A 12,598-nucleotide genomic window follows, 5' to 3' on the forward strand; every position below is an offset into this window, starting at 1 on the left:
CCGGAGCCGCCCGGACGGGGCATGCCCTGGGAGGTCGCGAACGGGTTGTTGCCCGGGCGGGGAGCGCCGGGGCGGGGCGCACGCTCGCCGGGACGGGGCGCGCCGCCGGGACGAGCCTGCGGGCGGGTCTCCGCCGCGGGCTTGGCCTCGGGACGGGCCGCGCCGGGCTTGGGCGCGTCCGGGCGGGCCGGGCGTGCGGGGGCAGCGGGGGTCTCCGCCGCCGGGGCGGGGGCCGGGGTGGCCTTGGCGGCCGGTGCCGGCGCGGGCGCCGGGGCCGGTGCCGGTGCCGGGGCAGCGGGCGCCTGCGGCTCGGCGGGCCGGGCCTGCTCGGCGGGGGCCTGGGGGGCCTCCGGCTTGGCGGGCCCCGGCGTGGGGGCGGCCTTGCCGGCGGGCTTGGCGGTGGGTGCACCGCTCTTCGAGGCGCCGTCGCCCTGCTGGGCGGGGAATGCCTCGCGCAGCCGACGGATGACCGGGGCCTCGATCGTCGACGACGCCGACTTCACGAACTCCCCTTGCTCGCGCAGCTTCGCGAGCACCGTCTTGCTGTCGACGCCGAGCTCCTTCGCGAGCTCGTGGACGCGGACCTTTGCCACAACTCTCCTGTCTCGGCCCATCCCGGGACAGGGAAGGACCGTCTTAGTGCTGGCAGCTCATCGCTGGGTACTCATCGGGTGCCCATCGGCTTCCAACCCGCTTTCTTCGTCGATGACTCGTTCTCCTCGGGCGCATCGGGCGCCGCGGGAGCGTTCCGGTCGAACCACTCGCCCACCGCGTCGGTGTCCACCGGCCCCGCTGCGTGCAGGGCCCGGGGGAAGGCCCGGCGCCGGAGGGCGAGGTCCAGGCACTCCCGGCTCGGGTGGAGCCAGGCGCCCCGCCCCGGAGCGCTGCGACCCGGATCGACCACCACGCGTGCGGCGGCGTCCAGGACGAGGCGGACCAGAGCAGACCTCGAGGCCCGCTTCCGGCACCCCACACAGGTACGCACCGGCCCGGAGGGCGTGGGCGTCTCGCTGCGTGTGTTCATGGATTCCGGGCACGTGCCCACCGAACAGTCTACCCCTGTGCGCCCGACCGTTGCTCATCCTGTGTCGAACGCGACTCGACCGGCGCCGCCGCAGCGGGCGCCGTCGGCGCCGTCTCCTCGGTGTCGGGGTGGATGTCGATCCGCCACCCGGTGAGCCGGGCGGCCAGGCGGGCGTTCTGCCCCTCCTTGCCGATGGCCAGGGAGAGCTGGTAGTCGGGGACGACGACGCGAGCGGCCTTGGCCTCGGCGTCGACGATCTCCACGCTGCTGACCCGGGACGGCGACAGGGCGCTGGCGACGAACCGGGCGGGGTCGTCGGAGTAGTCGACGATGTCGATCTTCTCCCCGTTCAGCTCGTTCATCACCGCCCGCACCCGCTGGCCCATGGGACCGATGCACGCGCCCTTGGCGTTGAGGCCGGCCACGTTGGCGCGCACGGCGATCTTGGTGCGGTGCCCGGCCTCCCGGGCGAGGGCGACGATCTCCACGCTGCCGTCGGCCACCTCGGGCACCTCGAGCGCGAACAGCTTGCGGACGAGGTTGGGGTGGGTGCGCGAGAGGGTCACCGACGGGCCCTTGGGCCCGCGGGTGACGTCGAGGACGTAGGCGCGCAGCCGGTCGCCGTGGGAGTAGCGCTCGGTGGGCACCTGCTCGTGGGCGGGCAGGACGGCCTCGAGGTCGCCGATGTCGACGAGCACGACCCGGGGGTCGCGGCCCTGCTGGACGATGCCGCTGATCAGCTCGCCGGCCTTGTCGCGCAGGTTCCCCATGACCTGCTCGTCCTCGGCGTCACGCAGCCGCTGGACGATGACCGACCGGGCCGTCGCCGTCGCGATCCGCCCGAAGCCGGAGGGGGTGTCGTCGAACTCGCCGGCCTCGTTGCCGTCCTCGTCGATCTCGGTGGCCCACACGGTGACGCGCCCGGAGCGCCGGTCCAGCTCCACGCGCGCCTTCTCCATCGCCCCGGGGGTGCGGTGGTAGGCAAGCAGGAGGGCGTCCTCGATCGCGTGGACGAGCACGTCGAAGTTGATCCCGCGCTCGCTCTCGATCAGGCGCAGAGCGGTCATGTCGATGTCCATACGTCCCTCCTCAGGCCGTCTCGGGCCGGTTGAGCTCGATCTCGACCCTCGCCCGGGCGATGTCGCCGTAGCCGAGCCCCTCCCGCCGGCCCTCGACGTCGAGGACGACGCCGCCGTCGTCGGCCTCCTGCAGCCGCCCGGTGATGTCCCGGCCGCTGCTGGTGCGCACGCGCACGAGGCGGCCGAGGGCGCGGCGGAAGTGCCGCGGCTGGGTCAGCGGCCGGTCGGTGCCCGGCGTGGAGACCTCGAGCGTGTACGCCCCCTCCAGGAGGTCGACGTCGTCGAGGACGCGGGAGATCTCGCGGGAGACGTCGGAGAGGCGGTCGGAGTCGACGCCGCCGGGCCCGTCGGGCAGGTCGACGACGACGCGGACGACCTTGCGGCGCCCGGCCGCGGCGACGGCGGCGTCCTCGAGGAAGAGCCCGGCGGCCGCGACGACCGGCTCGAGCGCGGCCCGGAGGCGGTCGAGCAGGTCCGTGGCACGGGCGGGGCTCATCGGGTCTCTCTCCAGCTGTGGGGTGGGGATGGTCAACCCCACACACTACTCACCCGGGCCTGGGGGCCGCTCCCGGCGTGGGAGGATCGACGGCGATGCACGCCTCCCCCGTCGCCCCCGCGACACCCCCTTCCGCCCCCCGCCTCGACGCAGCCCCACGCCGCGCCCGGCGCGGGCGGTCCGTGCGCGCGGCCGCGCTGGCGCTGGCCGCGGCGGCGGCGCTGGCGGGCTGCGGCCTGGTCCGGCTCGACACCCCGCCCGCGGAGCCGGCCAGCCCCTCCGCCGCCGAGGTGCTGCGTCAGGACGAGGCCGTGCGGGCCGAGCGGCTGGCCGCCACGGTGGCGGAGATCACCGCGGCGCCGGATACGCCGTCGGGCGTGGCGCCGGCCCTCGAGCGGGTGGGCGCGCACGCCCGCGCGCACGTCGACGCCCTCGGCGGGGTGTGGGTGGCCTGGCCCGAGGGCGCGCCGGAGGGCGTGACAACGCCGGCGCCGGCCACCGCTCCCCCGGCCGGCGCGACGGCGCAGGACGTGCTCGATGAGCTCACCGCGGGCGCGGCCGGCGCCCGTGACGGGGCCCTTGCCACGCCGGACGGCCACCTTGCCGCGGCCCTGCTCGCCGTCGCCGTCTCCCGTGCGGCTGACGCGGCCGATCTCGCCGCGGCGCTCGGTGCGCCGGCCCCGGCGAGCGCCGCGGCTCCGATGACGCCGGAGGCGCTGGGCACGCTCGAGGTCGACGGCGAGGACGTGCAGGTCCTCGACGCGGCCCGGTTCGCCCTGGAGACCGTCGCCGCCCGCACCTCGGGCGCGGCCCGCGCCCGCGCCGCCGAGCGGGCGGGCGAGCTGCAGGGCCTGGTCGACGCCGCCCTGGCCGCCGGCGCCCCGGACGAGCGGCGCGGCGCCTACGACCTCGGCATGGGCGAGCCGGCACCGGACGCCGCGGACCCGACGGGCACGCTCGGTCCCGAGCAGGCCGTCGCCGTCGCCGCCGAGCGGCGCCTCCTCGCGCACTGGACGAGCGTCGCCGCGGCCGCGCGGGCGGGCCAGCGCGAGGCCGCCGTCGCCGCGGCCGAGGACGCCGCGGAGCAGGTGCGTGCCTGGGGCGGGCAGCTGCCGGCCCTGCCGGGGCTGGACTGACCCACCCGCCCTGCCCGGGCTCGGCTGACCCGACCGCCCGGCCCGCGCGGACCGTCTGACCGCCCCGCCCGGGCGGGACTGACCTCAGCCCTCGCCGCGCCCGTCGCCGGGCACCGGCGCCTCGGGCTCCGGCTCGGTCTCTGTGCTGGGATGGAGCCCGGTCCCGGTCCCGGCGGCCGCCGGGTCGGGTTCGAGCGTCGGTCCCCGGCCCATCCGCCGCCGCAGGCCGGCCGGCCCGGCCTGCGGTTCCCGGCCCTGCAGGTGGTCGACGATCCGCGCGACGACGGCGGCGACGGGCACCCCGAGGAAGGCGCCGAGGATGCCCATGATCGCGCCGCCGGTGGTCACCGCGAGGATGATGACGAGCGGGTGCAGCGCGATGTTGCGCGCCTGGATGATCGGCGAGAGCACGTGGCCCTCGAGCTGCTGGACGAGCAGCACCACGGCCAGCGTCAGCAGCGCCGTGCCCAGGCCCTTGCTGGCCAGCGCCACCACCACGGCGACGGTGCCGGACAGGAACGCTCCGACGATGGGGAACAGCCCGCCGAAGAAGACCAGCACGGCCAGCGGCAGGACGAGCGGGACGCCGAGGATCCACAGGCCCAGCCCGATGAAGACCGCGTCGACGAGGGCGACGAGGAGCTGGCCGCGCAGGAACGCCCCGATGGTCCAGAACGACTCCTGGGCCAGCAGGTCGGTCTCGGGCTGCAGGCGGGCGGGCAGGAGGCCGAGCACGCCGGCCCACATGCGCCGTCCGTCCTTGAAGTAGAAGAACAGGATGACGAGCATCAGGACCGCCCCGGTGCCGACGTCGCCCACCTGCCGCACGAGGCCCAGGCCGCCGGTCAGCGCCCCGCCGCCGCCACCCCCGCCGAGGGCGCCGATGGCCTGCTGGGCGAGGTCGCTGGCGCCCTTGATGTTGCCCGGCAGGCGGGACCAGTCCACCGCCCGGTCCAGCTCGGCCAGGCCGTCGACGACCGAGGAGGTCAGCTGCGGCGCCTGCGCGGCCAGTGCCGGGACGATGAGGTAGGCCGGGATGACGAAGACGAGCAGCAGGAGCAGGAGCAGGACCAGCGCGCCGAGGGCGTTGGGCAGGCGCGAGCGGCGCAGCCGGGCGGCGAGCGGGTTCGCCAGCGCGGCCGGGAACAGCGCCAGGACCACGGGGGTGAGGATCAGGCTCACCTGGCTGGCGAGGAAGACGACGCCGACGACCACGCCGGCGACGCCGAGCGTGGCCCAGGCCCGCCGGCCCCACCGGACGGCCACGGAGGGTTGGTGCTCCATGGCCGCCAGTGTTCTCCTGGGCGCGCCGCGCCGCCCCTCGAGGAGTGGGACGCCCCCGGCGACCTCCGGCGTCCTTCCCCTCCGGGCCCCTCTTCCCCTCCGAGCCGCTGGCCGAAGCTTTCGTCCGGGATATCCGTACGAAGTCTTCGGTCAGCGGTCGCGGAGGGAGAACCGGGGACTCAGCCCGCCAGGGCCTGGTCGACCAGCTCGCACACGCGGGCCACGGCGGCGTCGGGGGCGATCTCCTCGCGCTCCCCGCTCGCGCGGCGGCGGACCTCGACGACGCCGTCGGCCAGGCCGCGGCCGACCACCACGCTCAGCGGGACGCCGAGCAGCTCGGCGTCGGCGAACTTCACGCCGGCGGAGACCTTGGGGCGGTCGTCGTACAGGACCTCCAGCCCGGCCGCCTCGAGGTCGGCGGCCAGGCGCGCGGCGGTGTCGAAGACGGCCTGGTCCTTGCCGGTCGCGAGGACGTGCACGTGGGCGGGGGCGACCTGCATGGGCCACACCAGGCCCTTGTCGTCGGCGTTGGCCTCGGCCAGCGCGGCCAGCGCGCGGGTGATGCCGATGCCGTAGGAGCCCATGGTGACGGTGACGGCCTTGCCGTTGGCGTCGAGGACCTTGAGGTCGAGGGCGGCGGCGTACTTGCGGCCCAGGGCGAAGATGTGGCCGATCTCGATGCCGCGCGCCAGCTCGAGCGGGCCCGAGCCGTCCGGCGCCGGGTCGCCCTCGCGGACCTCGGCGGCCTCGATGGTGCCGTCGGCGGTGAAGTCGCGGCCGGCCACGAGCCCGAAGACGTGCTTGCCGTCGAGGTCGGCGCCGGTGATCCAGGCGGTGCCGGGCGAGACGCGCGGGTCGAGCAGGTACCGCATGGCGCCGTCCGGGCTCTCGCCGTCGTCGCCGCGGGGGGCACCGTTGGGGCCGAGCACCCCGGGGCCGATGTAGCCCTTGACGAGCTCGGGGCGGCCCTTGAGGTCGTCGTCGGTGGCCGGCTCGACCTCGGCCGGCTCGAGGGCGGCCTGGAGCCGCTTGAGGTCGACCTCGCGGTCGCCGGGCAGGCCGACGGCGATGACCTCGCGGCGCCCGTCGGGGTGGGTCAGGGCCAGCACGACGTTCTTGAGGGTGTCCGCGGCGGTCCAGGGTCGGTCCGGGCGCGGGTGCAGCCGGTTCGCGGCGTCGACGAGGGTGTCGATGGTGGGCGAGTCCGGGGTGTCGAGGACCTCGGCGGGCGGCAGCCCGTCGAAGGGGATCGGCTCGGGGTTCGGGGTGGTCACCGCCTCGACGTTGGCGGCGTACCCGCCGGGCGAGCGGACGAAGGTGTCCTCCCCGATCGCGGTGGGGTGGAGGAACTCCTCGCTGCGGGAGCCGCCCATCGCCCCGCTCATGGCCTTGACGATGACGTACTCGAGGCCGAGGCGGTCGAAGATGCGCTGGTAGGCCTGGCGCTGCAGCTCGTAGGAGCGCTCGAGGCCCTCGTCGTCGACGTCGAAGGAGTAGGCGTCCTTCATGATGAACTCGCGGCCGCGGATGAGACCGGCGCGGGGGCGGGCCTCGTCGCGGTACTTGGTCTGGATCTGGTACAGCGCGAGCGGGAGGTCCTTGTAGGAGGAGTACAGGTCCTTGACCAGGAGGGTGAACAGCTCCTCGTGGGTGGGGGCCAGGAGGTAGTCGGCGCCCTTGCGGTCCTGCAGGCGGAAGATGTTCGGGCCGTACTCGACCCAGCGGCCGGTCGCCTCGTAGGGCTCCTTGGGCAGCAGCGCCGGGAAGTGGACCTCCTGGGCGCCGATGGCGTCCATCTCCTCGCGCACGATCTGCTCGACCTTGGCCAGGACCTTCAGCCCCAGCGGCAGCCAGGTGTAGATGCCCGGCGCCGCGCGGCGGATGTAGCCGGCGCGCACCAGCAGCTTGTGGCTCGCGACCTCGGCGTCGGCCGGGTCCTCTCGCAGGGTCCGCACGAAAAGGGACGACATCTTCATCAGCACGCGGGCAAGCCTAGTGGGCGCGGGGTCGCACCCTTGCTGTGCGCCCGGCCACGCCGAGCGGCGCCGCCGTCACGCACCTTCGCCGTCCGACCGGGCGACGCCGTCACGCACCTTCGCCGTCCGACCGGGCGACGCCGTCGCGGGCCGTGCGCCAGGATGGTCCCGTGCCGGAGATGCCCGAGGTCGAGGGGCTCGCCCAGTTCCTGCGCGAGCACGCGGTGGGGCGCGCCATCAGCGCCGTCGAGGTCGGCGCGATCAGCGCGCTGAAGACGTTCGCCCCGGCGCCGACCGCGCTCGTCGGGCGGGCCGTGAGCGACGTCGCCCGGCACGGCAAGTGGCTCGACGTGGTCACGGTGCCCGCGGGCGAGCGTGCGGCCGGAGACGGCGCACCGGGCGGCGCGCCTGGCGCCGACGGCGCGCTGCACCTGGTGTTCCACCTCGCCAAGGCCGGGTGGCTGCGCTGGTACGACGAGGTCCCGCGCACCGCCGTGCGCCCGGGCCGCTCCCCCATCGCGCTGCGCCTGCGCCTGGACGACGGCGCCGGCTTCGACCTGACCGAGGCGGGCACCCGCAAGCGGCTGGCCGTGCACGTGGTCGCCCGGCCCGAGGACGTCCCCCAGGTCGCGACGCTCGGGGTGGAGCCGGCGGACCTCACCGTCGAGCGGCTGCGCGAGCTGCTCGCGGCCCGCAACCAGCAGGTCAAGGGCCTGCTGCGCGACCAGAACGTCATCGCCGGCATCGGCAACGCCTACTCCGACGAGATCCTCCACGCCGCCCGTATCAGCCCCTTCGCGCTGACCCGGTCCTTCGACGACGACGACGTCGCCCGCCTGCACGCCGCCATCGGCGAGGTGCTCGCCGCGGCCGTGGCCGAGGCGTCCGGCCGACCGGCGGCGGACCTCAAGGACGCCAAGCGGCGCAGCATGCGGGTGCACGGCCGGGCCGGGCTGCCGTGCCCGGTGTGCGGGGACACCGTGCGCGAGGTCTCCTTCGCCGACTCCTCGCTGCAGTACTGCCCGACCTGCCAGACCGGCGGGAAGATCCTCGCCGACCGGCGGATGTCGAAGCTGCTGCGCTGAGGAGGATGAGGATGAGTAGCAGCGGCGCGCCGCGCCTGCCACTCACTCGCGCCGAGCGGGCATCACTCGCTCGTCGAGCTCACGGAGCCTGGCCGCTGCTCTCCGCAGGACTGTCATCACCACCTGCCCCGCCCGCCCGAGCGGACGGGCCATCCGTTGCCGTACCCCCACCGGGAGCAACGTCAGGGCCACGGCCACCGCCGCCACCGCCACCACCGCGCACCGGAAGAACCCCCTCAGCGGTGAGGTGTCGTGCGAGGGCGCGAGGAACAGCGTGAAGAAGAACTCCCACGGCACGATCGCCATGGCCGCCCAGAACACCGCGACCAGCCGGGCGTCCCTGCCGCCGTGGAACCAGGCCAGGGCCGCCAACCCCGGCGCGACCAGCACCGTCAGGACGCTCCACCCCGACGCCGCCATCCAGTCCTCGAAGCCCACCGGCTCCCCGGCCAGGCCCGACCGCCACACCGGCACGCCTGTCCCCACCCACATCGCGCCCATGGCCGCACCGCCGGCCAGGGACAGCGGCCAGACGAACCAGCGGCCGCCCAGGCTCACGGAGACCAGCGCCACCCCCAGCCCGAGCGCGAGCAGGCTCAGCCCCTCCCGCTGAGCGGCGTCCGCGATCGGCACCCACGGATCGTCGGGCACGTAGTAGTCGTACAGGTGGTCCTGCAGCGCCAGGCAGCCGCCGGCCCCGTCCTGCGGCAACCCGGCCACCGGCGGTTCCCCACCGACGAAGCACACCGAGAAACGCGACCACCATGCCTGGATCCCCAGCACCACCGAGGCACCGAGCAGCAGGATCGCCGGCACCCGCAGGACCACGCGCAGACCCGACGCGACCATGTCGCGGGCCCGTGCGCCGGGCCGGGCGGTGAGCGACGGGGCGTCGATGACCATCGCGGCTCCTTCCGGGCGGAAGAAGCCACATGGTCCCGGATCCGGCGACGGCGCGCTGGCGAATGGGGACGCGATCGCGACCGGCACGCCGGCCAGGGTGCCGACGAGCGCCGAGGTGCCTTCCTAGCCCGTCTGCGCCAGCCGGCGCGCGAGCTCGTCGGGGCCGTCGAGGAACCACACGTGTGCCCCTCGGTTCGACTCCACGACGAAGGCGCCCAGCGCGTCGCTCGCGGCGACCTGCGCGGAGATGTCGCCGAGGACCGCCAGGCGCATGCGGTAGTTGACGAGCTTCTGCACGAACTCGCCGGCGTGGCCGGACCGCAGGTCGAAGAACGACGCCGCGAGGCGGCTCGCGGGGACCGCGACGAGCTCGGCGCCGCTCCCCCAGGCGTCGCCGAGCAGGTCGAGGGCGTCCTGGCCGGTGGCGATCGGCGCACCCTCCACGGGCAGGTGGAGCACGACGGTCCCGTTGACGGTCTGCACGGTCATCCCGCGGAGCCTACGAACACGGCGCGGCAGCAGCCAGGGAAATTTGGCGCGCGGCCGCCCGAGGTCAGGCGTCGTCGGCCATCCCGGGGCCGGGGGGTCCCGGCGCCGTCCGCCGGCCCAGGGCGTATCCCACCGCGCCGCCGACGAGGGCGACCCCGACGGCGGCAAGCACCAGCGCGGCGATGCCGACCCGGTCGAGCACGATGGCCCCGGGTGACAAGGTGGCCTGCGAGAGCGGCGTGTAGGCGACCCAGCCGAACTGTGCGCGCGGCTGGCGGGCGACCACCAGGCCGCCGGCGACAAGCACGAGGCCCAGCACCACCACCGGCAGCGTCCTTCGCGTCATGCGCGCACAGTAGCCGGACCGCGGTGAGCGCCGGGCCCGTCAGGCCAGGTCGAGGCGCATGAGCACGCGCGGGAAGCCGTTGATGACGGACTGGGTGTCCGCGGCTTTCGTGAACCCGGCCCGCTCGAACAACGCCCTCGTGCCCACGTACGCCATGGTGAGGTCGACCTTCTGGCCCTGGTTGTCGACCGGGTAGCCCTCGACGGCGCGGGCGCCGTGCCCGCGGGCGAACTCGACCGCGCCGGCGAGCAGGTGGTGGGAGATGCCCTTGCCGCGGTGCCCGGGCCGGACCCGCAGGCACCACACGGACCACGGGTCGACGTCGCCGACGTGCGGGATCTTGCGGTTCCTGGCGAAGCTCGTGTCGGCCCGGGGGTGGACCGCCGCCCAGCCGACCACTTCGTCGCCGTCGTAGGCGAGGACCCCGGGCGGCGGGTCCTCCGCGAGGAGCCGGCGCACGCGCTCGCCACGCTCGGGACCGCGCAGGGCGAGGTTCTCCTTCGAGGACAGGCGGTAGCTCAGGCACCAGCACGCCGTCGCGTCGGGGCGCTTGGGCCCGACCATGGTCAGCACGTCGGCGAACGCCGTCGCGGGGCGCACCTCGATCGTCATGGCGCCACCCTGGCACGGGCCGTCGCGCCGTCAGAACAGATCAGAACAGAACGGTCGCGTACGTGCCGACCTCGCGGAAGCCGACCCGGCGGTAGGTGGCGAGGGCGGGGGCGTTGAAGGAGTTGACGTACAGCGACACGGTGGGGGCCAGCCGGGCCCGCACGTCCGCCACGACGGCGGCCATGCCGGCCGACGCCAGGCCGCGCCCGCGCAGCGCGGGGTGCACCCACACGCCCTGGATCTGGGCGACGCCGACGGCAAGCGCGCCGACGTCGGCCTTGAAGACCACCTGGGGGCCGTCGTCGCCGTCGTCGATGCGCACGTAGGTCTTCTGGGTGGCGATGAGCTCGGCCACTCGGGCGGCGTAGGAGGCGCCGACGACGGTGGGGTCGTAGCCCACCTCCTCGGTGAACATCGCCACCGACGCCGGCAGCACGAGCCCGACCTCCTCCGGGCGGGCGAGCCGCACGCACGGGTCGGGCGCCACGGCCGGGGCGTGGTCGATGACCATCGAGGGCTGGTCGGGACGGACCTCGCGCGGGCGCGACCACATCGGCGCGAGCCGGTCCCACAAGGGCAGCACCTGCTCGGCCGGGCCCACGATGGAGGAGCAGCGCCGGCCGCGCCGGCGCACGTACTCGACCAGCTCGTCGAGGGCCTCGCCGAAGACCTGGACCGGCACGAGGTTGGCGCCCGCCCAGCACAGGGCGGTGGGGCCGTCCTCGCGGCGGCCGTCCTCGGGGAAGACGCCGAGCAGCTCCGTCCCGGGCAGCCCGGCCCCGCCGAGGCGCTCGACCTGGACGGCGGCCAGGACCGAGCCCACGGGGTCACGCCGGCACACCGCGAGGGCGGCCTCGCGGTCCTCCGCGGTCAGCGGCCGGACCGCCGGGGAGCCCCGGCGCCACAGCGGCACGGCGGGCGCGCTCAGCTGACGGTGACGACGGGCGCGCCGGCCCCGGTCGCGCCGCCGGCGTCCATCCCCATCTCGCCGGCGATGCGCTGGGCCTCGGCGATGAGGGTCTCGACGATCTGGTCCTCGGGCACGGTCTTGATGACCTCGCCCTTGACGAAGATCTGCCCCTTGCCGTTGCCGGAGGCGACGCCCAGGTCGGCCTCGCGCGCCTCGCCGGGGCCGTTGACGACGCAGCCCATGACGGCCACCCGCAGCGGCACGGTGAGGTCGGCCAGGCCGGCCGTGACGGAGTCGGCGAGCTCGTAGACGTCCACCTGCGCGCGCCCGCAGGACGGGCAGGAGACGATCTCGAGCTTGCGCGGACGCAGGTTGAGGGCCTCGAGGATCTGGCTGCCGACCTTGACCTCCTCCACCGGCGGGGCGGAGAGGGAGACGCGGATGGTGTCCCCGATGCCCTTGCTCAGCAGCGCGCCGAAGGCGGTGGCGGACTTGATCGTGCCCTGGAACGCCGGGCCGGCCTCGGTCACGCCGAGGTGCAGGGGCCAGTCGCCGGCCTCGGCGAGCAGCTCGTAGGCGCGGACCATGACCACCGGGTCGTTGTGCTTGACGGAGATCTTGAAGTCGTGGAAGTCGTGCTCCTCGAACAGCGAGGCCTCCCACACCGCGGACTCCACCAGCGCCTCGGGCGTGGCCTTGCCGTACTTGGCGAGCAGGCGCTTGTCGAGCGAGCCGGCGTTGACGCCGATGCGCAGGGACACCCCGGCGTCCTTGGCCGCCTGGGCGATCTCCTTGACCTGGTCGTCGAACTTGCGGATGTTGCCCGGGTTGACGCGCACCGCGCCGCAGCCGGCCTCGATCGCCGCGAAGACGTACTTGGGCTGGAAGTGGATGTCCGCGATCACCGGGATCTTCGACTTCTTGGCGATGATCGGCAGCGCCTCGGCGTCCTTGTCCGTCGGGCAGGCGACGCGGACGATGTCGCACCCGGCGGCCGTCAGCTCGGCGATCTGCTGCAGCGTGGAGTTGATGTCGTGGGTCTTCGTCGTCGTCATCGACTGGACGGAGATCGGGGCGTCCCCGCCGACCTCCACCGAGCCCACCCGGATCTTCCGCGTCTTCCGGCGCGGCGCGAGCACGGGCGGAGCTTCCTTGACGGTCGGCATTCCCAGGGAGATCGGTGCACTCACCGGCCCAGTATCGCACCCAGGCTCGTCCGTACCCAGCCCTGGGCGCCACGTGTGACAGGGTCCATCAC

14 protein-coding genes are annotated in these 12,598 nt (G+C 75.0%); 2 read left to right on the forward strand and 12 right to left on the reverse strand.

Features of this window, described 5'->3' with window-relative positions; translation table 11 throughout:
• The 4 genes from GD970_RS14745 to rimP form a co-directional block, all read right to left on the reverse strand.
• Positions 1–593: translation initiation factor IF-2 N-terminal domain-containing protein (locus GD970_RS14745; protein ID WP_193314960.1), on the reverse strand; the 593-nt coding region annotated here is incomplete at its 3' end.
• 71 nt (positions 594–664) lie between these two features.
• Entirely contained in the window at positions 665–1,024 is a 360-nt protein-coding gene (locus GD970_RS14750; protein WP_152203708.1) for a YlxR family protein, read from the reverse strand.
• A 29-nt stretch (positions 1,025–1,053) separates the two neighbouring features.
• Positions 1,054–2,103, reverse strand: coding sequence for a transcription termination factor NusA (gene nusA, locus GD970_RS14755; protein ID WP_152203661.1), 1,050 nt, complete (start codon positions 2,101–2,103; stop codon positions 1,054–1,056).
• 10 nt (positions 2,104–2,113) lie between these two features.
• Positions 2,114–2,599: a ribosome maturation factor RimP gene (gene rimP, locus GD970_RS14760; protein ID WP_152203662.1), complete on the reverse strand. Its 486-nt coding sequence runs from the start codon at positions 2,597–2,599 to the stop codon at positions 2,114–2,116.
• A gap of 95 nt (positions 2,600–2,694) precedes the next feature.
• On the opposite strand from rimP, the gene GD970_RS14765 reads away from it, so the two are divergent.
• Positions 2,695–3,735 carry a DUF4439 domain-containing protein gene (locus tag GD970_RS14765; RefSeq protein ID WP_152203663.1) on the forward strand — a complete coding sequence of 347 codons (1,041 nt, stop codon included), beginning with the start codon at positions 2,695–2,697 and terminating at the stop codon, positions 3,733–3,735.
• A gap of 84 nt (positions 3,736–3,819) precedes the next feature.
• Here the strand turns inward: GD970_RS14765 and GD970_RS14770 are convergent, their stop codons facing one another.
• Together GD970_RS14770 and GD970_RS14775 are read right to left on the reverse strand one after the other, a co-directional pair.
• On the reverse strand, positions 3,820–5,019 hold the full coding sequence (locus GD970_RS14770) for an AI-2E family transporter (protein WP_152203664.1): 1,200 nt from the start codon (positions 5,017–5,019) through the stop codon (positions 3,820–3,822).
• 179 nt (positions 5,020–5,198) lie between these two features.
• A complete protein-coding gene (locus tag GD970_RS14775; protein WP_152203665.1) occupies positions 5,199–7,001 on the reverse strand; it encodes a proline--tRNA ligase in 1,803 nt (600 codons plus the stop codon).
• Between the two features lie 164 nt (positions 7,002–7,165).
• Between GD970_RS14775 and GD970_RS14780 the strand changes: the two genes are divergently transcribed.
• The gene (locus GD970_RS14780) at positions 7,166–8,080 is read left to right on the forward strand and encodes a DNA-formamidopyrimidine glycosylase family protein (protein WP_152203666.1); all 915 of its coding nucleotides are present in this window, start codon (positions 7,166–7,168) and stop codon (positions 8,078–8,080) included.
• Between the two features lie 42 nt (positions 8,081–8,122).
• Here GD970_RS14780 and GD970_RS22510 read toward each other — a convergent pair whose 3' ends face one another.
• From GD970_RS22510 to ispG, 6 genes are all read right to left on the reverse strand, one after another.
• A complete protein-coding gene (locus tag GD970_RS22510; protein WP_152203667.1) occupies positions 8,123–8,983 on the reverse strand; it encodes a hypothetical protein in 861 nt (286 codons plus the stop codon).
• A gap of 123 nt (positions 8,984–9,106) precedes the next feature.
• A complete protein-coding gene (locus GD970_RS14790; RefSeq protein ID WP_152203668.1) occupies positions 9,107–9,472 on the reverse strand; it encodes a DUF4180 domain-containing protein in 366 nt (121 codons plus the stop codon).
• Positions 9,473–9,536: 64 nt separating this feature from the next.
• Positions 9,537–9,818: a hypothetical protein gene (locus GD970_RS14795; RefSeq protein ID WP_152203669.1), complete on the reverse strand. Its 282-nt coding sequence runs from the start codon at positions 9,816–9,818 to the stop codon at positions 9,537–9,539.
• A 39-nt stretch (positions 9,819–9,857) separates the two neighbouring features.
• Positions 9,858–10,430 (reverse strand): GNAT family N-acetyltransferase, encoded by a 573-nt coding sequence (locus GD970_RS14800; protein ID WP_152203670.1) that lies wholly within the window; start codon positions 10,428–10,430, stop codon positions 9,858–9,860.
• 40 nt (positions 10,431–10,470) lie between these two features.
• Positions 10,471–11,343: a GNAT family N-acetyltransferase gene (locus GD970_RS21725; RefSeq protein WP_170297271.1), complete on the reverse strand. Its 873-nt coding sequence runs from the start codon at positions 11,341–11,343 to the stop codon at positions 10,471–10,473.
• A gap of 11 nt (positions 11,344–11,354) precedes the next feature.
• Positions 11,355–12,506 (reverse strand): flavodoxin-dependent (E)-4-hydroxy-3-methylbut-2-enyl-diphosphate synthase, encoded by a 1,152-nt coding sequence (gene ispG / locus GD970_RS14810; protein WP_152203710.1) that lies wholly within the window; start codon positions 12,504–12,506, stop codon positions 11,355–11,357.
• Between the last annotated feature and the right edge of the window lie 92 nt (positions 12,507–12,598).

It is taken from the genome of Georgenia thermotolerans (assembly GCF_009193185.1).
Taxonomy (GTDB): Bacteria; Actinomycetota; Actinomycetes; order Actinomycetales; family Actinomycetaceae; genus Georgenia; species Georgenia thermotolerans.